The organism is Coprococcus sp. ART55/1, from assembly GCF_000210595.1.
GTDB lineage: Bacteria > Bacillota > Clostridia > Lachnospirales > Lachnospiraceae > Coprococcus > Coprococcus aceti.
The window spans coordinates 1688396-1710603 of record NC_021018.1; the positions used below are offsets into that span (position 1 = coordinate 1688396).

Genomic DNA, 22208 nt, shown 5'->3' on the forward strand with positions numbered 1-22208 from the left:
TCAAGTGTCCAGTGACATGTTGTAGCAGCTGAAGTAATTGTTATACCTCTCTCCTGCTCCTGCTCCATCCAGTCCATGGTAGCTGTACCGTCATGAGTATCACCAATCTTATAGTTAACACCAGTATAGTATAAGATACGCTCTGTAAGAGTTGTCTTACCTGCATCGATATGAGCCATAATACCAATGTTTCTTGTTCTGTCCAATGGATATTCTCTTCCAGCCAACGGATTGTCCTCCTTTTGCTAATTTTCGTAACACATCTATTGTGTCCCATATACACATAAGCATGCATGCAAATGCATTCTCACACAGATAACTAGAATCTGTAGTGAGCGAATGCCTTGTTTGCCTCTGCCATCTTGTGCATGTCTTCTTTTCTCTTTACAGATGCACCTGTGTTGTTAGCTGCATCCATGATCTCCTTCGCAAGTCTCTCTTCCATAGTCTTCTCACTTCTTGCACGTGAGAAAGCTGTTAACCAACGAAGTCCGAGAGCCTGTCTTCTGTCAGGTCTTACATCGATAGGTACCTGATATGTTGCACCACCGATACGTCTAGCCTTAACCTCGAGGAGTGGCATGATGTTGTTCATAGCCTCTTCGAATACCTCTAATGCAGGCTTACCAGTCTCTTCTGCGATACGATCAAATGCACCGTAGACGATCTTCTGTGCTACACCCTTCTTACCATCTAACATAATGTTGTTGATAAGCTTTGTAACGACCTTATTGTTGTAAATTGGATCCGCTAATACGTCTCTCTTTGCGATATGTCCTTTACGTGGCACGGTTCTTCCCTCCTTAATTATTTATTAAATCTTCGGTACTCACATTCTCTATATAATTATGGAATGTGTTCGTGCTGTTATCTGTCTTAATTGTTTCTATCTGAATTATTATCTATATAAAAACATGACCTTACCAGCACAAATTAGAATTGTGTTCTAGCATGTTTTATTTTGCATCCTTAGGACGCTTTGCACCATACTTTGAACGAGCCTGACGTCTCTTTGCTACACCTGCTGTATCAAGAGTACCTCTGATGATATGGTATCTTGTACCAGGTAAGTCCTTTACTCTTCCACCACGGATAAGTACAACGCTATGCTCCTGAAGGTTATGACCCTCACCTGGGATATAACTTGTTACTTCGATTCCGTTTGAAAGACGTACTCTGGCGATCTTTCTAAGAGCTGAGTTAGGCTTCTTAGGAGTAGCTGTCTTAACTGCTGTACAAACTCCTCTCTTCTGTGGTGAGCTTGTCTCTACTGGCTTCTTCTTGAGTGAGTTGAAACTTCTCTGAAGAGCTGGTGCAGTTGACTTCTTCTCTACTGTCTGTCTTCCTTTTCTAACTAACTGGTTAAATGTTGGCATGTTTTCACCTCCTGTATATAAATTAAAAATGATAAAGCATGTTTTTACGCATGCTTTATCATTATATAGTCGAGTATTTTCTCTGTCAAGCATTTATTTGACAAATATTTTCTTAACGAACTCAAAGACTCTCTCTGTTTCCATTGCCAGTCTGGCTTGATCAAATTCTGTATAACCTTCATTTACAAGAAACGCCTGTCCCATTATATATTTGTGCATTTCCTCATTTATCTGATCTGCAACAATCTCATCACAGTGAAGTGTCTCAACTAACATCTTCTCTGTCCTGGTATCCTTAAACAGTCCATGTCCCGAGTCATTGTCTGCAACGAGCTGTCTGAACAATACCCTCTCACTGTCTGCAAACTCACAGACAATAGTGGTCTGGCTGACATAATCCGCATTCTCTTTCTTACACAGACTTGTCTTCAGGGAACCGTAAACCTCATTTATACGCTCTGTTGTAATCTCTATAACGGCTCCCATATCAACAAAATTCTCATATATTGGTTGTGTTGAACAGGAAATCTCTTTTGCCAGTTTTCTTGCTGTTATTGCGGCAATTCCTTCTCTTCTGGCAAGGTTATACGCCGCTTCTAATATACCTTCTTTATTGATTTTCTTTACAGCAGCCATATTATTCCATTTCTTTCTTACTAAATATTTCCAAAAAGAAATCCGGCATATCCTATTTCTCACAGGTATATCTGAATACCTTTATGAGAAATTGACATATCCCGGATTCCCCTTATATCCTTCATGTCGAGCAGCTTCGCAGCCACTACTTTTTTATATACATCCAAGCAAATGAGTGATTACTCTTCGTCAGCATCTCCGGCTGTATCGAGGGTCTCAAATACGATCTCCTCTGAATTTACATTCTCTAACTCTTCGTAATCATCTGTATCCTCATCTTCATCAAAGAAGTTAAGCTCTTCCATATCAGTGTCAAGCTTTACTGAACGATATCTCTTCATTCCTGTACCAGCAGGTATAAGCTTTCCGATGATAACGTTTTCCTTAAGTCCGATAAGTGGATCAACCTTACTCTTGATCGCAGCATCTGTAAGAACCTTTGTTGTCTCCTGGAATGATGCAGCCGACATAAATGAATCAGTTGCAAGTGATGCCTTTGTTATACCAAGCATTATCTGTGTTCCAGTTGCAGGCTCCTTGCCCTCTGCGATAAGCTTCTCATTTGTATCTTCAAACTCAAGCAGATCTGCCTGTGTTCCTGGAAGATAATCTGAATCTCCCGGCTCATCAATTATGATCTTCTTAAGCATCTGTCTTACGATGATCTCAATGTGCTTATCATTGATATCAACACCCTGAAGTCTGTAAACCTTCTGAACCTCACGGAGCATGTAATCCTGAACTGCACGAACACCCTTTATCTTAAGGATATCATGTGGATTAACTGATCCCTCTGTAAGCTCATCACCAGCCTCAAGTACCTGGTCATCAAGAACTCTGATACGTGAACCATAAGGAATAAGATATGCCTTTGACTCACCTGTCTCATCGTTTGTTATGACAACCTCTCTCTTCTTCTTGTTGTCACGGAGCTGTACCTTTCCGCCAAACTCTGCAATGATCGCAAGTCCCTTTGGCTTTCTGGCCTCGAAAAGCTCCTCAACTCTTGGAAGACCCTGTGTGATATCGCCACCGGCAACACCACCTGTATGGAATGTTCTCATTGTAAGCTGTGTACCAGGCTCACCGATTGACTGTGCAGCGATAATTCCAACTGACTCACCAACCTGTACAGGCATTCCTGTTGCCATGTTCGCACCGTAGCACTTTGCACACACACCGAGGTGTGACTTACATGTGAGGACTGTTCTGATCTTAAGCTTTGCATCTGATCTTACAACTTCGTTTCCATCGTCATCCTTAACGGTGAATGGAACGCCGTTGGCATCGACACCCTTCTTAACAATGAGCTCAGCTCTCTTAGGAGTTACCATATGATTTATCTTGACAAGCATGTTGCCCTCTGCATCATATACAGACTCTGCAAGGTAACGTCCTGTGATTCTCTCCTGAAACTCCTCGATCATTTCCTTGCCCTCTCTGAAGGCCTCAATGACCATACCCGGAATTGAATCTCTTCCTATACTACAATCAGGCTCTCTGATTATAAGATCCTGTGATACATCTACAAGTCGTCTTGTCAGGTATCCTGAATCGGCTGTACGAAGAGCTGTATCTGACAGACCCTTACGAGCACCATGCGCTGAAATGAAATACTCCAGAACGTCAAGTCCCTCTCGGAAGTTAGACTTGATTGGGAGCTCAATGGTCTTACCTGTTGTATCTGCCATCAGTCCTCGCATACCTGCAAGCTGCTTGATCTGCTGATTAGAACCACGGGCTCCAGAATCAGCCATCATGAATATATTGTTATATTTATCAAGACCTGCGAACAGGAGATCCTGCAGATGCTTATCTGCCTTCTCCCAGATCTTAACTACTGCCTGATATCTCTCCTCGTCTGATACAAGACCACGTCTGAACTTCTTGGTGATTTGGTCAACGAGCTTCTGTGCATCCTCAAGGATATCCTTCTTCTCATCAGGCACCTTCATATCTGAAATAGATACTGATATAGCACTTCTTGTTGAATACTTATATCCTATTGCCTTGACATCATCAAGAACCTCTGCAGTCTTTGTTGCACCGTGTGTATTGATACACTTGTCAAGGATTGGCTTGAGCTGCTTCTTTCCTACATGGAAATCTATCTCAAGCTTCAGAGCGTTCTCACGAACAGTTCTGTCTACATATCCGAGATCCTGTGGAATGATCTCATTGAAGAGAAGCTTTCCAAGTGTTGTATCGATAACACCTGTAACTTCCTCGCCCTCGAACTCACCGGTTCTTCTTACATGGATCTTGGTGTGAAGTGTAATTCCACCATTCTCATATGCAAGTATTGCCTCATTCTTGGACTTAAAATATCTTCCCTCTCCGATCTCGCCTTCCTTTTCCATTGTCAGATAGTAGATACCAAGTACCATATCCTGTGAAGGAACGGCAACAGGCGCACCATCTGATGGCTTCAGCAGGTTGTTAGGTGAAAGCAGAAGGAATCTACACTCAGCCTGTGCCTCTACTGTAAGTGGAAGATGGACAGCCATCTGGTCTCCATCGAAATCGGCATTGAAGGCTGTACATACGAGTGGGTGAAGCTTTATAGCCTTACCGCCTACAAGCACTGGCTCAAATGCCTGGATTCCAAGTCTGTGAAGTGTAGGGGCACGGTTAAGCATAACCGGATGCTCCTTGATGACATCCTCAAGAATGTCCCAAACCTGTGGCTCAAGCTTCTCTACCATCTTCTTTGCCTGCTTGATATTGTTTGCCTTACCTGTAGCTGTAAGCTCCTTCATAACAAATGGCTTGAACAGCTCGATAGCCATCTCCTTAGGGAGACCGCACTGGTAAATCTTAAGCTCTGGTCCAACTACGATAACTGAACGTCCTGAGTAGTCAACTCGCTTACCAAGAAGGTTCTGACGGAAACGTCCCTGCTTACCTTTCAGCATCTCTGAAAGTGACTTCAGTGCTCTGTTACCAGGGCCTGTTACCGCACGTCCACGTCTACCGTTATCTATAAGTGCATCAACTGCCTCCTGAAGCATTCTCTTCTCATTTCTCACGATGATCTCAGGAGCACCGAGATCAAGGAGTCTGCGGAGACGATTATTTCTGTTGATAATTCTTCTGTACAGATCGTTGAGGTCTGATGTTGCAAATCTTCCACCTTCAAGCTGTACCATAGGTCTGATATCTGGTGGGATAACAGGTATTACATTCATGATCATCCACTCAGGTCTGTTCTCTGATGTTCTGAATGCCTCCATTACCTCAAGTCTCTTGATGATCCTTGTACGCTTCTGGCCGCTGCATGTCTCAAGCTCTTTCTTAAGCTCTGCGCTCTCGGCATCAAGGTCTATTGCCTTGAGAAGCTTCTGTATAGCCTCTGCGCCCATCTCTGCAACGAATGAACCGTAACCATACTCCTTCTCTGCCTCTCTGAACTCCTGCTCGTTGAGGATCTGCTTGTAAGCAAGCGGAGTATCCTTTGGATCTGTTACTATATATGATGAGAAGTACAGTACCTTCTCAAGCACTCTTGGTGATATATCAAGGATCAGTCCCATACGGCTAGGGATTCCCTTGAAGTACCATATATGTGATACAGGAGCAGCGAGCTCAATATGTCCCATACGCTCTCTACGAACGTTGGACTTTGTTACCTCAACTCCACACTTATCACACACGATTCCCTTGAATCTGATCTTCTTGTACTTACCACAATTACACTCCCAGTCCTTCTGTGGTCCAAATATTCTCTCACAGAACAGACCGTCCTTCTCAGGCTTAAGTGTTCTATAGTTGATAGTCTCAGGGCGCTTTACCTCACCATGTGACCATTCTCTTATCTTTTCAGGAGATGCAAGTCCGATTTTTATTGCGTCAAAGTTCAATGACTTTTCCTGTTCTGCATTGTCTACATTGTATTCTGGCATCTTACAAAGCTCCTTTCTTATTCTTCCTCATTATTATCCATATAATCTGAATCGCCGAGGTCTTCCATATCACTTATATCGTCGTTCTCATCAACCTCTGAGAATCCGCTTGCCTGAAGTTCATCTGCGTCATCGCCTCTGAACCACCTCAGGTGCATCGCTCTCATCCATATCATCGTCTCTGTCTGATGATCTGTCGCTGAGAAGTCTCTTGATACTTGTGTTGTAATCATAAGCTTCCATGGTCTCGCTGAGATCAACTTCAACCATCTTCTTGTTGCCTTCCTCGTCCTCTTCCTCTCTTACGACTCTTACATCAAGTCCGAGAGCCTGGAACTCCTTGAGAAGTACCTTGAATGACTCAGGCACACCAGGTGCTGGTATATTGTCGCCCTTGATAATAGCCTCATATGTCTTAACACGTCCTACAACATCATCAGACTTAACTGTCAGAATCTCCTGCAGTGTGTATGAAGCACCATAAGCCTCAAGAGCCCAAACCTCCATCTCTCCGAAACGCTGTCCACCAAACTGAGCTTTACCACCCAGTGGCTGCTGTGTTACCAGTGAGTACGGACCGGTTGAACGAGCATGGATCTTATCATCAACCAGATGGTGCAGCTTGAGGTAATGCATGTAACCGATAGTTACAGGGGCATCAAAGTTCTCACCTGTTCTACCATCACGGAGCTGAACCTTACCTGTTCTGTTGATAGGCACGCCCTTCCACTCTGCTCTGTGGTCTCTGTTCGTGTAGAGGTAATCCATAACCTCAGGCTTTACTGTATCCTTGTACTTAGCCTCGAAGTCTTCCCATGTACCATTTGCATAGTCATTGGCCATCTCCAGTGTATCCATGATGTCAAACTCTGTAGCACCATTGAATACAGGAGTGGATACCTTGAATCCAAGAACCTGTGAAGCAAGTCCGAGATGGATCTCGAGGACCTGTCCGATGTTCATTCGTGAAGGAACGCCCAGTGGGTTAAGCACGATATCAAGAGGACGTCCGTTTGGAAGGAATGGCATATCCTCAACAGGGAGCACTCGTGAAACTACACCCTTGTTACCATGACGACCAGCCATCTTATCTCCGACCTGGATCTTTCTCTTCTGTGCTATATATACTCTGACCTTCTTGTCTACGCCTGCCGGAAGATCGTCTCCATCAGCACGTGTAAATACCTTTGCATCTATAACAATACCGAATGCTCCGTGTGGAACCTTCAGTGATGTATCTCTTACCTCTCTTGCCTTCTCACCGAAGATGGCACGAAGAAGTCTCTCCTCTGCTGTCAGCTCAGTCTCTCCCTTTGGAGTAACCTTTCCAACGAGGATATCACCGGCACGAACCTCTGCGCCGATTCTGATGATACCATTCTCATCAAGATCCTTGAGGACATCATTTGACAGACCTGCAAGATCTCTTGTGATCTCCTCCTTACCAAGCTTGGTATCACGAGCCTCACACTCGTATTTCTCTATATGAATTGATGTGTATACATCATCCTGTACAAGTCTCTCGCTGAGAAGAACCGCATCCTCGTAGTTGTAACCTTCCCATGTCATGAAACCGATCAGTGGGTTCTTACCAAGTGCGATCTCTCCGCCAGATGTTGAAGGGCCATCTGCGATAACCTCTCCAGCCTTTACGTGGTCACCCTTGAACACGATAGGTCTCTGGTTCATACAGTTACCCTGGTTGCTTCGTGCAAACTTGATGATGTGATATACATCCTTTGTTCCATCCTCATCTGCTCTTACACAGACCTCTGTGCTGTTTGAATATTCTACAACACCGTCTCTCTTGGCAACAACGCAAACACCTGAATCTACAGCAGCCTTTGCCTCCATACCTGTTCCAACCACTGCTGACTCTGTCATCATAAGAGGAACCGCCTGACGCTGCATGTTTGATCCCATGAGGGCACGGTTAGCATCATCGTTCTGAAGGAATGGGATCATCGATGTAGCAACTGAGAATACCATCTTAGGTGATACATCCATGAGATCAACCTTTGACTTAGGGAACTCGGTTGTATCAGCTCTGAATCTTCCTGATACATTGTTCTTGACAAAGTGTCCATTCTCATCTATAGGCTCATTAGCCTGTACTACTCTGTATCTGTCCTCCTCGTCTGCTGTAAGGTAAACAACCTCATCTGTAACAACAGGGTTAGAAGGATCTGTCTTATCAAGCTTTCTATATGGAGCCTCAACGAAACCATACTCGTTGATACGCGCATATGTAGCCAGTGAGTTGATAAGTCCGATGTTAGGACCCTCAGGGGTCTCGATAGGACACATTCTACCGTAGTGTGTATAGTGTACATCTCGGACCTCGAATCCGGCTCTGTCTCGTGAAAGTCCACCAGGGCCAAGGGCTGAAAAGTCTTCTCTTATGAGTCAGTTCTGACAGAGGGTTATTCTGATCCATAAACTGTGACAACTGTGAACTTCCGAAGAACTCCTTAACAGCAGCCGTTACAGGCTTGATATTGATAAGGGACTGAGGTGTGATAGACTCAGCATCCTGTGTTGTCATTCTCTCTCTTACAACTCTCTCAAGTCTTGAAAGACCGATTCTATACTGGTTCTGAAGAAGCTCTCCAACCGCTCTGATACGTCTGTTGCCCAGATGATCGATATCATCATCAAATCCAATGCCATACTCAAGATGAATATTGTAGTTGATAGATGCAAATATATCTTCCTTTGTGATGTGCTTTGGCACAAGGTCTGACATATCGCGCTCAACTGCAGCCTTCAGCTTCTCTGTGTCATCACCATATTCCTCAAGGAGTCCCTCAAGAACCGGATAGTATACACGCTCAACTATGCCCAGCTCAGCAGGGTCAAAGTCAACATAATTTGCTATATTAACCATCATATTGGAAAGAACCTTCACGTTTCTCTCCTCAGTCTGGATCATTACATATGGAACTGCAGCATCCTGAATTGTGTCAGCAAGCTCCTCTGATACTACTGTACCTGCCTCAGCTATAACCTCTCCTGTGCTAGGATCGATAGCATCCTCAGCCAGCACATGTCCTGCAATGCGGGCCTTAAGGGCAAGCTTCTTGTTGAACTTATAACGTCCAACCTTGGCGAGATCGTATCTTCTAGCATCAAAGAACATGGCATTGATAAGGCTCTCTGCATTCTCCACTACCGAAGGCTCGTCTGGTCTGATCTTCTTGTAAAGTTCAACTACACCCTCTGAGTATGACTTTGCAGGATCCTTGTTAAGGCTCTCCATGATCTTTGGCTCCTCGCCAAACAAATCTATGATCTCCTGATCTGTTCCAAGACCAAGTGCACGGATAAGAACAGTTACTGGTACTTTTCTAGTTCTATCAACACGGACATAGAATACATCGTTGGAATCAGTCTCGTACTCCAGCCATGCACCTCTGTTAGGAATTACTGTACATGCATACAGCTTCTTACCAACCTTATCATGTGTTATATCATAGTAAATACCAGGTGAACGCACTAACTGGCTTACTATAACTCGCTCTGCACCATTGATAACGAATGTTCCTGTCTCTGTCATAAGAGGAAGATCACCCATGAATATCTCATGATCTGACATCTCCTTAGCATCTCCGACTCTGAGTCTGACCTTGACTCTGAGAGGCGCCGCATATGTTGCATCTCTCTCCTTGCATTCCTCGATACTGTACTTCAAGTCATCTTTACAGAACTGAAAATCTACGAACTCAAGACTATACTGTCCAGAGTAATCAGTGATAGGAGAAATATCCCTGAATGCTTCCTTCAGACCGTCAGTTAAGAACCAGTTGTATGAATTCTTCTGAACCTCTATGAAGTTAGGCATCTCCAGGACGTCCTTCTGCTTAGCGTAGCTCATTCTGTAGCCTTTTCCAGACTTGACAGGACTAATTCTGTTCTTTTCCATCGACACATTCACCCCTTGGAATTTATTTTTATGCTTTTTAAGACAAACCTTAGTTTAAATAAGTGTTTTAAAGCCATTTATCACCATATTATGATGTGTATGCACACGAAGCCATAATAGTGACAGTTTACTATCCTAACAGCAAATGCAATATTTGTCAACTATATTTTGGAATTTTTTTAGATTTTTTTATTAATTGAGAAAAGATGTATAGAAAAACCGGCCCGGCGGGATGAGATCCATCTCCGCCAGGCCGAATAAAGTCTGATAATAAAATAAGGATCAAATTACTTTAATGTAACCTTAGCGCCCTCAGCCTCGAGCTTTGTCTTAGCTTCCTCAGCCTCTTCCTTAGTAGCGTCCTCCTTGATTACCTTTGGAGCACCATCTACAGCGTCCTTAGCTTCCTTAAGACCTAAGCCTGTAAGCTCACGAACAACCTTGATAACCTTAACCTTGTTAGGACCAACCTCTGTAAGCTCTACGTTGAATGAATCCTTCTCCTCGGCTGCTGCTGCACCGTCTGCACCTGCTGCTGCAACTACAACACCTGCTGCTGCTGATACGCCGAACTCCTCTTCACAAGCCTTAACTAAGTCGTTTAACTCTAATACTGATAAACCTTTGATTACTTCAATAATTTCCTGAGTTGTCATTATGTTTTTCCTCCATATAATATAATTTGTTATTTTGTAATGCATCCACACATCATTCTCGTATCATGCGGATACCCTTTGTCCATGATATAGACAGTTGAATATCTGACAGCATATGATCCCGGCAGTGCCGATATATACATCAGATGTTCTATCAGGCTTAATATTAAGCCTCCTTCTGCTCTGCGATCTGCTTGATAACACGAGCGAAGTTTGCGATAGGTGACTGGATACTTCCAAGGAACTTGGAAATAAGCGCGTCTCTTGAAGGGATCTTTGCAATAACCTGGATTCCTTCTGCATCGTAGAATGTACCTTCTACAACGCCGCCCTTAAGCTCAAGAGCTGGGGCATTCTTTGCGAAGTCTGCAAGAACTCTTGCAGCCGCTGTAGCGTCATCCTTGCAGATTGCAAGACCAGTCGGTCCCTCTAAACAACCCTTAAGGCCTTCGAACTCTGTTCCCTCGATAGCGAAGTTAACCATTGTGTTCTTGTATACCTTGTATACAACACCAGCTTCTCTTAAATTCTTACGGAGCTGTGTATCCTGCTCAACTGTAAGACCACGATAGTCTACAACTACTGCAGTAGCAGCGCCTTCAAGATTTGCCTTGATCTCTTCTACTATTGGCTTCTTTAACTCTACCTTTGCCATAATGCGCCTCCTTATTTTACTAATGACTGCACATTCCAAGATATAAAAAAACTCTCAAAGCCCTAAGACCTGAGAGTAGATTGTTAATTCAATAACGATATCTTTCCTCGGTAGGTGATATAACATCTTACGCCCTAAGGCACCTACTGTCTTCGGCAGTTCATCGTTGCTTAATGTAACACACTGCAAATGCAATGTCAACAATTTTTTTATTTTTTACCCGACCTGACTCAAATCCGTTTATTGCCAGGCTCACGCTCACGCGCCGATCGTCTCATCCACAGCATTTGCTATTGCGTCTGCTATGGCTTCAAAATTGTAATCATACAGGTAATTGTCGTAATCGTTGTTGATAAAGCCTGTTTCTATGAGCACTGCGGGCATTTCAGTCCGGCGCAGCACCGCCAGCCCCGGCCTCTCCTCAACATTTATATTTCGAAAGCCCAGCTTTTCAAGCTCGCTGTTGATTTCCTGTGCAAGATTGTATTTCACTCCGCTTTTATCGTAGACAAGGGTCTGCACTCCGCTGTACTTGTTGGCCTCCGGTGCAGAGTTGCGGTGAAGCGATATAAAATAATCTGCTCCGCTCTCATTTCCCTTCTGTGCTTTGCGGACCGGAGAATCGTATACATCCTCCGTTCTGGTGTATACCACATCATATCCCCTGCGGGTGAGTTCATCCCCAAGTGCCAGCGCCAGGTTCAGGTTATCGTTTTTCTCAAGCCTGCCCTCATACGATGCACCGTTGTCATATCCGCCGTGCCCGGCATCTATCATAATTTTTGTTGCCATATAAAACATCCAGCCCCGGTTGTTTATTCCATTTATAATATGTAACAACCGAGGCTGTGATAACACGTTTATTCAAGGTTTATTATTTGAACCAGAGATCCAGATCCACGTCTCCGGATATACCGTCAACGGTTCCGGACTCGGTGTACTGCCATCCTGTATATTTGTATGGGAAATTAGGAACATTTGCATAGTGTGCAAGCCACAGCTCGTAATCCCCGAGTCTGTCCATGTCAAGGCACTGTGCGAACATATTCCTGCTGGCATATATCATCGGCGTGTAGCCTGCCGCCTTTATCGTCTCGCAGAAGCCGACTATGCCATCCGTTCTCTCATCATTCGATGCGTTGTCGCCTCTCGCCTCACTGTCGCCGATAAGCTCCGAGTCGATAACTATAGGATACTTGACGTTCATCTTGCCTATCTGTTTGAGGACAAAATTCGCTTCCTCTACACCCTCGTCATATGTTATCGCCTGGGTGAAGAAGTAAAGCCCTGTCGGTATTTTGTATTTGATGACGGCCGCCTTGCTGTCCTCAAAGCTTGAATCCAGCATCAGTCCGCCCTGCGTGTAGCCTCTGTAACCCACTCTGAGCATAACAAAATCTATGTCTTTGTTCTTCGCCAGAGTCTCCCAGTCTATGTCTGACTGGAATGTTGACAGATCCACACCCACCAGTGTGTCCTTTATATTGTCATCGCTGTAATGCATATATCCATCGTCGCCCGTGTAGAACTTCTCAACATCGAGATTGTTTCTCTCCACCTTGTCGCTGATCTTGTACAGCAGCGCATCAGGGCCGAGTTCTCCGACATTGATGTACGCTGTCGGTATATAGTTCCAGTAATTGTCATATATAAGACTGGTTATCTCCGTATCCTCGAGCGTATATCCCGATTCATAGGAAAGCCCCGGAGATGCCTTGGAGTTGATAAATCCTCCCGCTCTTCCTATAAATATTCCTATAACAATTCCAGCAATAAGACATACCGATCCAACCAGTATGCACCAGTTTCTGGTAAATTTCTTTATCTGTTGTGTGTCCATATCTCTACCTGTCTCTTCCTTCTTAGCTTAGTCCGCATACACTGATTACATATTATCAAGGAAATGTTCCGTGCCAAGCCGCAAATGTATGACCTTGTCATACTTCTTCTTTATGGCATGTCTGAACCTTCTCGCCTCACTGTGTGAGAACATTCTCTCAAGATCCGCTTCTCTGAGTATCGGTTCATCACAGAGTATCTTGTACTTGATGTTCCAGTCATACATAAGACTTGTGCAATTATCTATGCTCACCCGCAGCATCGTTCCTTTGTTTTTACCCATGAACACGCTTCTGTTCCATCTGTGTTTTGCAACCGAATTCTTGGCATCAAATACAACCTCAGCCCCCGGATACTTCTTCCATATCGCATCCAGGAACAACTTCAGCTTGTCCTTGTCAAAATATCTCATCATATCGTATACAACAAACAGGATTGCCACATCCTGAGGCTTCTGCACTTCATCAAGCCATTCGTAATCAAATATTGAACTTCCTATGTTGACCTCTCTGTCCCGGATCTCCATGTATTTTCTTCTTATATCTATGCGCTCCGGGAGATCAACATTGTACCACTTTATACGGCCGTTATCCACACGGGAAAACATGGTATCCAGTTCGCATCCGACATTGACGATAATTCCGTCCGCATATCTGTTTATGAAGTTTCGAACCCTCTCGTCCACAGCGACCAGCCTCTCCATCATGACTGTCCTGTCGTAAAATGTGTATCTGGCATTCCTCTTCTTATGCTCGATGCCTAATTTGTCCGTGAGCTTTATGGCCTCGTTGTCCTCATATAACTTTGGATAACGCTCCGCCATCATCGCCCTGCACCAGATGTCATTCTCTATGTCAGCAGGTACAAAATCCGAATCTCCCTTGATGCAGCCGGCGATCTTCTTCATGATGGTCTTGCACTCCGGTATGAGGGGATGCTCGAGGTAATCGTGTGTCACCGCATAATACTGATAGTAATGCACCTTCATATTCGTCCTGCTCGCGTTATCATACAGCCTTCTGGCATAGCAGTTGAGCATGTCGTCATTTGTCGTGAATATATCCATCTCATCGCATATATCCGTTATGTCGTAATACACGGGACTTGTCATATCCGTCCTGCCCGCCGCATCCTTCACCCAGTAAGCAGAGAGGAAATGCTTTATCCCCGGCGTGTAGTAATATCTGTACATAAAACGGCTCTTGTCACTCATCTTCTGTTCAAGCTCCGTGTCCTCAAATTCCGTGTCAAGAACCGGGGAGCACAGTATGAGCTTGTCCGGTCTTCTCCTGCCCTTCTTCCACAACTGTATGGCAAGCGATAACGCCAGACAGCCTCCGGATGAATGTCCGAGAAGCACCAGACGCTGGACATCCTCCGAGTCACATAGCTTGTCATACGCACCCGTAAGCATATCCAGTGCCTCTGTCACCGAATGCTCCGGCGCAAGCGGGTATATCGGAACCACCGCCCCATAGCCGGTTCTCTCCACCGTGTCGAACACAAACTTCCATTCATTGTGTGTTATCCTCGACACAAATCCTCCGCCGTGTATATACATGAAGAACTCCGTCGCCCTGCCGTCTTTAGGCATCACATAAAAGCACAGTCCGCCCTTCTCAAACACCGATCTGACCTTAAACTTATCTTCATTATAAGAAGGCGGATTATAATCCTCTTTTTTGTGAAGCTTAACCGCTGTTTTATATATGTCAGAGGCTTTCATATGCCTGTCATCAAGCATGACGTGCCCCATCTTTTCTATTGCAATAGTTAAGTAATTCTGACTCTCCATTGTCCACCTTTCCAAATGTCCGGTCTACAACTCTCTTTCAGTTATTTTTGCACATGTCAATAATATAATCAAGAAATGATTTTATTTACTGTTGCAATATTGTCAATTTATGATATTATAATTGCGGTAAACAGGATGCATACAGCATAGAAAGGCAAATCTTATGAATATTACGATGTTAAAGAGTAAGATACACCGCGCAGTTGTAACTCAGGCTGAGCTCAATTACGTCGGCAGTATAACTGTAGATTCTGAGCTTTTAAAGGCCGCCGGAATCCTTGAGTATGAATTAGTACAGATTGTTGACATAGAAAATGGTAATCGTTTCGAGACATACACCATAGCTGGAGAGCCGGGATCAGGAGTTATGTGCCTCAACGGTGCTGCTGCCCGTCAGGTCCAGGTCGGAGATCACATCATTCTCATGTGCTACGCATCAATGACACCTGAGGAGGCAAAGGAGCACACGCCTAAGGTCGTATTTGTAAATGATGACAACTCCATCTCACGTATTACCGATTACGAGAAGCACGGAGAGCTTTTCAGCTAGATCATATATAGAATAAAAAGAACTATTCGTTTTAACTAAAGACGAATAGTTCTTTTTTATATTCGGATATGACCGGTCTTATCTGTCGGCATCCTCAAGGATAAGTCTGCACATCTCCGGCACATTTACCTCATCCATAATTATGTCTGCTTTTATGTCTCTGTCGGCATCATCCACCGGGGATATATTGGAGTGTACATAACAGGTGTGGAGTCCGACCTGCTTCGCCGCCAGCACATCACATACCGCGTCATTTCCCACCATTATGGATCTGTTCGGATTGATATGATTTCTGTCCAGGAGCTGCTGATAGAACGCTGCATCCGGCTTCATTGCACCGAAATCCGAAGAGAGCGATATATCTGTAAAATATCCTTCTATGCCAAGTGACTGAACCTCAGGGAAGGTGAAAACTCTCTGTGCATTTGACAGAATGTATAATTTCTTTCCGGCCTGCTTGAGCTGTTCGAGCATATCCGTCACGCCGTCATACAGTCTTATATATCCTGTAGACGCCTTGCGGAACTCCTGAGCCGCAGCCACTGTCAGCTCTGCACAATCGGACGGTGTCTGATCTTTTTTCAACGTGAGCTGCTCAAATACCTCAAGTATCTGTATCTCAGGGAATTTGAACCTCTTCTTTGCCATGGCCTGTTCTGCGCGTCTGATCTGTCTCTTGTACCTTGATCTGAGTCCTGCCGGATTGTATTTCACTCCGTGCTGCGCATAGAACTCACACATATGTTTCCACACAGCGATGTCCTCCTCATCAGTGTGAATGTCTATCAATGTTCCATATAAGTCAAATATAATATTGTCGTACACGTCATACCTCCGGGTAATTCTTTATTTTTTAGCGATAGCAGGCTCTCGCACCGCCAATGTATTTTGCACGGGTTCTCGCCATAACCACATGTGCACTTCCGACCATGCTGTGCTCAGATCTGACCGGAACGGCCACCGGCGCAAGATGCATGCCTATGAGAGTATCTCCTATATCAATGCCTGCCTGTGCCTGTATAGCCTCGATAGCCACTGGCTCCTTCATATCTGCGTATGCCGCTGTGGCAAATGAACCGCCCGCCTTGAGCTGTGGCACAACATTGACTATCGGTATCCTGTTCGCCTTTGCATATTCCTTCTCAACTATTATTGCCCTGTTCAGATGTTCACAGCACTGCGCCGCCATGTAGACACCTGTGTCTTTGAGTTCATCGAGTATTGCTCCCGCTATACATTTGCCGATCTCCTCACTGGAGAATGAGCCTATCCTCATATTTGCAACTTCGCTGGATGAGCAGCCGACCACCAGTGCATCGCCGGGTTCAAGTCCCGCAACTGCAAGAAGATCCTTCACTGCGCCGCGGACCTCATCTTTGATCTCCTTCAAATGGTCAAAGGCTTCTGTTGAAACGCCCTGTCCCGCAGGTCTGAGTCCTTCCTCAATGCTCGTAGGTTCAGCTTTCTCCGGCTCAGAAATATCCTGAACCTCCTCATATTCATCCTTATCTATGGACACCGGCACACCGGTCTTGCCGAGCACAGTCACGCCGCCGTACCATGTGCTGTCCACCTTGAGCACATCGCCCACTTCATATTCCATTGAGTATTCATCTTTCTTTTTTATTATCTTCACCATCTTTGCCATGTCACAGATCTCCTTTCCTGTACATTTGCATTTACATGCGCTTTATTATCTTATATAGAAGAGAGCCATACATAACTCTCATAACCTCTTCGTATTCGTCCCGTGTCACGTACTCTCCGTAGGTCATCATCTCATATGTAACACCGGCTTCTCTGACCTGGTAATCCAGGCAGGACAGGCCATTGCGCTCGTAGAACGCCTTTCTCCGGCACCTCTGGTCGTAATTCGGCGCATTCTCATCAAGGGGCTCGATATTCAGAAACAGCTTCTGATCCGGATACTCTGTTCTCACCTTTTTTAATATTGCAGAGCCGTATCCACCATCTCTTGCCGATTCATCTATCGCAAGGAACATGAGCGTTTTCACCCTGTCATCACCTATCACATATGTCAGTCCGACAAATCTGCCCGAGTCCACAACCGCACGAAACCTCGCCTTTCCCTGTCTGCATCTTCTGGTGAGCATCCACATAGGAGGTCTTTCTTCCCTTGGGAACGCAGTCACGAACAGGTGCTTTACCTGTTTTCTATAATCATCAATATCAACAAATTTTAATTCCATATTATAACCTTCTAAGCTCAGTTGTTCTATCTGTCAACATATTTTATCTGGACATCGCCCGATGCGGTATCGACAATGCACTTGTTTTCATTTGCCATATGGGGCTCAGGTATGTCCATCTCTCCGCTCTTGCTGTTCACAAGGAAACGTTTCTCCGACAAGAATGATATATCCACGTTACCACTCTCCGTCGCAAACCAGAGCATATGTCCATCGCACGCATCTACATTTATATCTCCTGAAGATGTCATGAACTGTCCAACCTTTGCCGCCTTTATATTATACCCCTCAAGCAAACCCTTGCCCGCGGATATTATGACATTGTCGCCGTGGACGTTCATTATCGAAAAGTCGCCGCTGCTGCCATTCACCTTCACACTGTCCGCATCCACAGAAGCCATGGTGACCTCACCGGAATCTGTGACGACATTTACATTTTCTGCGGTTATATTGGACAGATACGCTCCGCCATTCACCTCAGTTACTTCAAATGTCCCACAGGATATCTGCACACTGGACACCAGAGTTCCCGTCTTCGAGGTCATGGATATATCTCCATACTCTCCCTCCGGTATACTCACCACGACATAAGGATCGTCTCCAAAGCCCATGTCTGAGCCAAATGTCCTGTTGTCGGCACAGGTCATGACAAGCGCATCATCCTGCACCGTCACGGAATGTATGACGTCGGGCGAATCGAAATATGTGACGTGACATTTGTCATCGTCGGATTCCACCAGTTTCACATCCATGTCGTCTGCCACCTGTATGTTAATGTCCCGGAACTTCTCAGTTATGGTCATCTCTTTTTCTGTGTAAGAGTTTTTCGCTTTTGCCTTTTTTTCTTCTTTCATCGTCATACGCGCCTGTCTTCCAAGCCCGGCGGATATGATCACCGCAGTCAGCATGACTCCGACCACCAGAACAACTATGGCCCGCATGATCCATTTTGCAACTTTCAAATGCATTTACCTCAATACAAATATGTTTTACATCCAACCCATTATATATACAAAACGGATGTATTGCAAATCCTGCAATACATCCGCGTGTTGTAACTCTATAATTCTATATATCCAGTGCCATGTGGTTCATTATTTCTTAACCACAGTATTTTTTGCAGCACTCCATGTTGAATAATATGTCACCTTGCCGGTATCCTGTGCCCAAGCGGTCACTTCCGGCATATTCACCGAGGTCAGCATCATAGCCGCCGACAGTGCAAATGCCATAAATCATTTCATCCTTCTCATAAGCCGCTCCTTTTATTCACATAATTTTTTTGACAACATTCTGGAAAAATTATACCGCCGATGGAACCAGGCCCCTCCACTATCTCTGCCTAAAATAGAAAAAATCCACAGGTCGGCTGACATTTGCCAGATATCCTGTGGATCCTTAGACTTCATTATCACTATACAATTATTTCCCCAGCGTGTTCGCCCTGTTGTCGATATTCTTCTGGAAGTTGATGACCTTATGGTCGTATGGCTCATCCATCAGCTTGGACTGGATCATGAAATCCGCTGTGGCTTTGTTGTTCGCCATCGGTATGTCGTACACCTGAGCGATACGGAGCAGAGCCTTCACATCCGGATCGTGTGGAGCTGCGGTCAGAGGATCCGAGAAGAAAACCACGAAATCTATCCTTCCCTCAACAATCTTCGCACCTATCTGCTGGTCTCCTCCAAGCGGACCGCTGTTGTAGCCCTTCACCTGAAGATTTGTCCTGTCTGTTATCATGCGGGCTGTGGTTCCCGTTCCGCACAGCTCATGCCGGCTCAATATGTTCCTGTTGTCCTCGCACCATTTGATGAGTTCTTCCTTCTTCGCATCATGGGCGATAAGAGCTATCCTTTTCTGCTTTGGTATGGTCATTGTGATGTAATCTGCACTCATGTCTGTACCTCCTGTTCCTGCTATTTGCGAGCATTACTCCCATACCCTTACTCTACCCAATCCATCCATCATTTTCAATATAAAACACTATAATACAGAAAAATTTACTACATTATTACATTTGCAATTTTGCCGAACTTTCCTCTGTTTTTTCTCCCATCTGTGTGGTATTCTCTTATAGGACGCTTTATAAATTTAAGTATTCTTACTTATTACATTATTTCATAAAGAGATACACAGACAAAACCATATGTCTGTTCAATTATAGTTTAAGGAGATTCACAAGATGAGAAAAATTGGCTTTGACAATGACAAATATCTGTCCATGCAGTCTGAGCATATCAGAGAGAGGATCGGACAGTTCGGAGACAAGCTGTATCTGGAATTTGGTGGAAAGTTATTCGACGACTATCACGCATCCAGAGTCCTTCCAGGATTCGCTCCGGACAGTAAACTTCAGATGCTTCTCCAGCTTGCAGACCAGGCTGAGATGATCATATCTATAAATGCTGCCGACATAGAGCGCAACAAGATCAGACACGACCTCGGCATCACTTACGATCAGGATGTCATCAGACTTATAGGCGTATACAAAGAAAAGGGACTGTATGTGAGCAGTGTGGTAATCACCAGATACGCTGGACAGTCTTCTGCGGATGTTTTCCAGAAGAAGCTTGAAGCAATAGGGATCAAGGTTTACCACCACTATTCAATCGACGGATATCCAAACAACGTAGAAAAGATCGTCAGCGATGAGGGATACGGCAAGAACGAGTATGTTGAGACTACCAGACCTCTCGTCATCGTCACAGCACCTGGCCCTGGAAGCGGCAAGATGGCTACATGCCTCTCCCAGCTCTACCATGAGAATAAGCGCGGTGTGAAGGCTGGCTATGCAAAGTTTGAGACATTCCCTATCTGGAATATTCCTCTCAAGCACCCTGTAAACCTGGCATACGAGGCTGCAACTGCCGACCTCAACGATGTGAATATGATCGATCCGTTCCATCTGGAAGCATACGGTGAGACCACAGTCAACTACAACCGTGATATAGAGATCTACCCTGTCCTTGCGGCTATGTTCGAGGGAATCTACGGACACTGCCCATACAAGTCACCTACAGACATGGGTGTCAACATGGCAGGAAACTGCATCGTTGACGACGAGGCTTGTCAGGAGGCTTCAAAGCAGGAGATCATCAGAAGATATTATCAGTCCGTGAACAGATTTGTCAGAGACGAGGCTACAAAGGATGAGGTCTACAAGCAAGAACTCATCATGAAGCAGGCAAAGATCACCGTGGATGACCGCGCCGTTGTCCCTGTTGCTAACAAGCTTGCCGAGGAGACCGGTTCTGCTGCCGCTGCACTTGAGCTGCCAGACGGAACCATCGTCACAGGTTCTACCTCAGACCTTCTCGGACCTTCATCAGCAGTCCTCCTGAATGCCATCAAGATACTTGGCGGCATCGACAAGAAGACACACCTGATTTCAAGAACATTTATCGAGCCTATACAGAAGCTCAAGACTCAGTACCTTGGCAGCAAGAATCCAAGACTCCACACAGACGAGGTTCTCATCGCCCTGTCCATGTGTGCAGTATCAGATCCAAATGCCAAGCTTGCTCTGCAGCAGCTTCCAAAGCTTGCCGGATGCCAGCTTCACACATCTGCCATACTGTCGGCGGTTGATATGAACACATTCAAGAAGCTTGGAATCGAGTTCACGAACGAAGCGGTGTATGAGGGTAGGATGTAAGCGCATAATATTTTCGCATTTTTATGAAAAAACGGCAGAAAGATACAAAATAATTTAAAATTGTATCTTTCTGCCGCTTTTTTGCTGTTTAGCGATAATTTTGTGATATTTTGAACATCCAGCTACTCTTCAGATAAAAACAGTGCGTTATCTCTTCTCCTTATACATCATGAGATGTGCCACCATAAGAAGTGCACTGGATATCCAGATCGACTTGAACCCCAGATGCAGCGTGCACACGCCGCCAGCTCCGGCGCCAAGTGCGAATATGATGATGATTCCATAATAGTGCATGGCCTTTCTGAGTGCCCCAGGCTCTTTGTCCCTGAGGTATACCGACAGACTCTCCGTCCCGCTTCGGAGATTTCCTATACACATCGTGCTGGCATAGCCGTAGCCGTTTACCTTTCTGAAAGTCTGAACCTGCATGGAGCAGGCAAATGACACAAGCATCGTGGCGAGCAGATTGAACCTCACCGGTATGAATCCAACCGCAAACAATATCACGATCTCCACCAGCACAACTATCTGTCTCCAATGTATGCGGGATGCATTCTTGTATCTATGGCTTATCCTCTCCGCCACCAGCACGCCAAGTGCAAATGCGATCAACGGAAAAAGGTATCTCAATGCAATCTTAAAATCTCCCATCATAAGATGCTGGCTCATGAGAACCACATTTCCTGTCTGGGCGTTGGAGAACACCTCATCTCTGGCATTGTATGTATATGCATCCTGAAAACCTCCTGACAGTGCAAGTATGGCACTTAACAGAAATGTCTCGGATGTCTGTCTGAGTTCATGTTTCTTTCTTAGCATGGTATTTGTCTCTTTTCTCTCCTTATTGAATCGATAGGGCACACTCAGCCCAATAAATCGCAATTCAATTAAATAAGATAGCACAAAATCCTTTTTTTACAAGTGGACATACAGCAAAATGATTCCAGCGAAACAAATCAATTATCTAGAATTGATATGATTGTTTAAATATTATAGAATTGGAAGAAAT

The 22208-nt window shown here is 44.8% G+C and carries 20 protein-coding genes, 1 pseudogene and 1 other annotated feature; of the genes and pseudogenes, 2 read left to right on the plus strand and 19 right to left on the minus strand.

The features are described from left to right. The 12 genes and pseudogenes from CCU_RS07750 to CCU_RS07800 all read right to left on the minus strand — a co-directional run. A partial coding sequence (locus CCU_RS07750) for a GTP-binding protein (protein ID WP_208896100.1) occupies positions 1 to 227 on the minus strand: 227 nt, incomplete at its 3' end. 92 nt (positions 228 to 319) lie between these two features. After that, positions 320 to 790, minus strand: coding sequence for a 30S ribosomal protein S7 (gene rpsG / locus CCU_RS07755; protein ID WP_004850607.1), 471 nt, complete (start codon positions 788 to 790; stop codon positions 320 to 322). 166 nt (positions 791 to 956) lie between these two features. Continuing rightward, a complete protein-coding gene (rpsL, locus tag CCU_RS07760; RefSeq protein WP_004850608.1) occupies positions 957 to 1376 on the minus strand; it encodes a 30S ribosomal protein S12 in 420 nt (139 codons plus the stop codon). A 93-nt stretch (positions 1377 to 1469) separates the two neighbouring features. Continuing rightward, on the minus strand, positions 1470 to 2012 hold the full coding sequence (locus CCU_RS07765) for a hypothetical protein (protein ID WP_015534191.1): 543 nt from the start codon (positions 2010 to 2012) through the stop codon (positions 1470 to 1472). A 179-nt stretch (positions 2013 to 2191) separates the two neighbouring features. Next, positions 2192 to 5914: a DNA-directed RNA polymerase subunit beta' gene (gene rpoC, locus CCU_RS07770; RefSeq protein ID WP_015534192.1), complete on the minus strand. Its 3723-nt coding sequence runs from the start codon at positions 5912 to 5914 to the stop codon at positions 2192 to 2194. Positions 5915 to 5931: 17 nt separating this feature from the next. Then, positions 5932 to 6072 (minus strand): hypothetical protein, encoded by a 141-nt coding sequence (locus CCU_RS14120; protein ID WP_015534193.1) that lies wholly within the window; start codon positions 6070 to 6072, stop codon positions 5932 to 5934. A gap of 141 nt (positions 6073 to 6213) precedes the next feature. Continuing rightward, a pseudogene (gene rpoB, locus CCU_RS07775) lies at positions 6214 to 9836 on the minus strand (DNA-directed RNA polymerase subunit beta); the annotation flags it as partial. A gap of 287 nt (positions 9837 to 10123) precedes the next feature. Further along, entirely contained in the window at positions 10124 to 10492 is a 369-nt protein-coding gene (rplL, locus tag CCU_RS07780) for a 50S ribosomal protein L7/L12 (RefSeq protein ID WP_015534196.1), read from the minus strand. 166 nt (positions 10493 to 10658) lie between these two features. After that, entirely contained in the window at positions 10659 to 11147 is a 489-nt protein-coding gene (rplJ, locus tag CCU_RS07785) for a 50S ribosomal protein L10 (protein ID WP_015534197.1), read from the minus strand. Positions 11148 to 11183: 36 nt separating this feature from the next. Continuing rightward, positions 11184 to 11321: a sequence feature (ribosomal protein L10 leader region), on the minus strand. An 84-nt stretch (positions 11322 to 11405) separates the two neighbouring features. Next, a complete protein-coding gene (locus CCU_RS07790) occupies positions 11406 to 11939 on the minus strand; it encodes an N-acetylmuramoyl-L-alanine amidase family protein (protein WP_015534198.1) in 534 nt (177 codons plus the stop codon). An 82-nt stretch (positions 11940 to 12021) separates the two neighbouring features. After that, entirely contained in the window at positions 12022 to 12987 is a 966-nt protein-coding gene (locus tag CCU_RS07795) for a glycoside hydrolase family 25 protein (protein WP_015534199.1), read from the minus strand. 45 nt (positions 12988 to 13032) lie between these two features. Further along, positions 13033 to 14781, minus strand: a complete 1749-nt coding sequence (locus tag CCU_RS07800; RefSeq protein ID WP_015534200.1) for an alpha/beta hydrolase fold domain-containing protein — start codon at positions 14779 to 14781, stop codon at positions 13033 to 13035. A gap of 163 nt (positions 14782 to 14944) precedes the next feature. Here CCU_RS07800 and panD point away from each other — a divergent pair, with 163 nt between their 5' ends. Further along, the gene (panD, locus tag CCU_RS07805; RefSeq protein ID WP_015534201.1) at positions 14945 to 15331 is read left to right on the plus strand and encodes an aspartate 1-decarboxylase; all 387 of its coding nucleotides are present in this window, start codon (positions 14945 to 14947) and stop codon (positions 15329 to 15331) included. A 78-nt stretch (positions 15332 to 15409) separates the two neighbouring features. Here the strand turns inward: panD and CCU_RS07810 are convergent, their stop codons facing one another. The 6 genes from CCU_RS07810 to CCU_RS07835 form a co-directional block, all read right to left on the minus strand. Beyond that, positions 15410 to 16156, minus strand: a complete 747-nt coding sequence (locus tag CCU_RS07810) for an HAD family hydrolase (RefSeq protein WP_022216757.1) — start codon at positions 16154 to 16156, stop codon at positions 15410 to 15412. A gap of 28 nt (positions 16157 to 16184) precedes the next feature. Further along, the gene (locus CCU_RS07815; RefSeq protein ID WP_161172242.1) at positions 16185 to 16721 is read right to left on the minus strand and encodes a TIGR01440 family protein; all 537 of its coding nucleotides are present in this window, start codon (positions 16719 to 16721) and stop codon (positions 16185 to 16187) included. Positions 16722 to 17010: 289 nt separating this feature from the next. Then, positions 17011 to 17541: a GNAT family N-acetyltransferase gene (locus CCU_RS07820; RefSeq protein ID WP_015534203.1), complete on the minus strand. Its 531-nt coding sequence runs from the start codon at positions 17539 to 17541 to the stop codon at positions 17011 to 17013. Positions 17542 to 17567: 26 nt separating this feature from the next. Further along, positions 17568 to 18503, minus strand: a complete 936-nt coding sequence (locus CCU_RS07825; protein ID WP_208896101.1) for a DUF4097 family beta strand repeat-containing protein — start codon at positions 18501 to 18503, stop codon at positions 17568 to 17570. A 132-nt stretch (positions 18504 to 18635) separates the two neighbouring features. Continuing rightward, a complete protein-coding gene (locus CCU_RS07830) occupies positions 18636 to 18773 on the minus strand; it encodes a hypothetical protein (protein WP_015534204.1) in 138 nt (45 codons plus the stop codon). 190 nt (positions 18774 to 18963) lie between these two features. Further along, positions 18964 to 19440 carry a methylglyoxal synthase gene (locus CCU_RS07835; protein ID WP_015534205.1) on the minus strand — a complete coding sequence of 159 codons (477 nt, stop codon included), beginning with the start codon at positions 19438 to 19440 and terminating at the stop codon, positions 18964 to 18966. A 286-nt stretch (positions 19441 to 19726) separates the two neighbouring features. On the opposite strand from CCU_RS07835, the gene CCU_RS07840 reads away from it, so the two are divergent. Next, the gene (locus tag CCU_RS07840; RefSeq protein WP_015534206.1) at positions 19727 to 21199 is read left to right on the plus strand and encodes a DUF1846 domain-containing protein; all 1473 of its coding nucleotides are present in this window, start codon (positions 19727 to 19729) and stop codon (positions 21197 to 21199) included. Between the two features lie 147 nt (positions 21200 to 21346). Here CCU_RS07840 and CCU_RS07845 read toward each other — a convergent pair whose 3' ends face one another. Then, positions 21347 to 22018: a YoaK family protein gene (locus CCU_RS07845; RefSeq protein WP_015534207.1), complete on the minus strand. Its 672-nt coding sequence runs from the start codon at positions 22016 to 22018 to the stop codon at positions 21347 to 21349. Between the last annotated feature and the right edge of the window lie 190 nt (positions 22019 to 22208).

Excerpts from the sequence above, each read along its gene's own strand:
- rpsL (WP_004850608.1), bottom strand. The coding sequence starts at position 1,376 with ATGCCAACATTTAACCAGTTAGTTAGAAAAGGAAGACAGACAGTAGAG.
- CCU_RS07765 (WP_015534191.1), bottom strand. The coding sequence starts at position 2,012 with ATGGCTGCTGTAAAGAAAATCAATAAAGAAGGTATATTAGAAGCGGCG.
- rpoC (WP_015534192.1), bottom strand. The coding sequence starts at position 5,914 with ATGCCAGAATACAATGTAGACAATGCAGAACAGGAAAAGTCATTGAAC.
- CCU_RS14120 (WP_015534193.1), bottom strand. The coding sequence starts at position 6,072 with ATGCACCTGAGGTGGTTCAGAGGCGATGACGCAGATGAACTTCAGGCA.
- rplL (WP_015534196.1), bottom strand. The coding sequence starts at position 10,492 with ATGACAACTCAGGAAATTATTGAAGTAATCAAAGGTTTATCAGTATTA.
- rplJ (WP_015534197.1), bottom strand. The coding sequence starts at position 11,147 with ATGGCAAAGGTAGAGTTAAAGAAGCCAATAGTAGAAGAGATCAAGGCA.
- CCU_RS07790 (WP_015534198.1), bottom strand. The coding sequence starts at position 11,939 with ATGGCAACAAAAATTATGATAGATGCCGGGCACGGCGGATATGACAAC.
- CCU_RS07795 (WP_015534199.1), bottom strand. The coding sequence starts at position 12,987 with ATGGACACACAACAGATAAAGAAATTTACCAGAAACTGGTGCATACTG.
- CCU_RS07800 (WP_015534200.1), bottom strand. The coding sequence starts at position 14,781 with ATGGAGAGTCAGAATTACTTAACTATTGCAATAGAAAAGATGGGGCAC.
- panD (WP_015534201.1), top strand. The coding sequence starts at position 14,945 with ATGAATATTACGATGTTAAAGAGTAAGATACACCGCGCAGTTGTAACT.
- CCU_RS07820 (WP_015534203.1), bottom strand. The coding sequence starts at position 17,541 with ATGGAATTAAAATTTGTTGATATTGATGATTATAGAAAACAGGTAAAG.
- CCU_RS07830 (WP_015534204.1), bottom strand. The coding sequence starts at position 18,773 with ATGGCATTTGCACTGTCGGCGGCTATGATGCTGACCTCGGTGAATATG.
- CCU_RS07835 (WP_015534205.1), bottom strand. The coding sequence starts at position 19,440 with ATGAGTGCAGATTACATCACAATGACCATACCAAAGCAGAAAAGGATA.
- CCU_RS07840 (WP_015534206.1), top strand. The coding sequence starts at position 19,727 with ATGAGAAAAATTGGCTTTGACAATGACAAATATCTGTCCATGCAGTCT.
- CCU_RS07845 (WP_015534207.1), bottom strand. The coding sequence starts at position 22,018 with ATGCTAAGAAAGAAACATGAACTCAGACAGACATCCGAGACATTTCTG.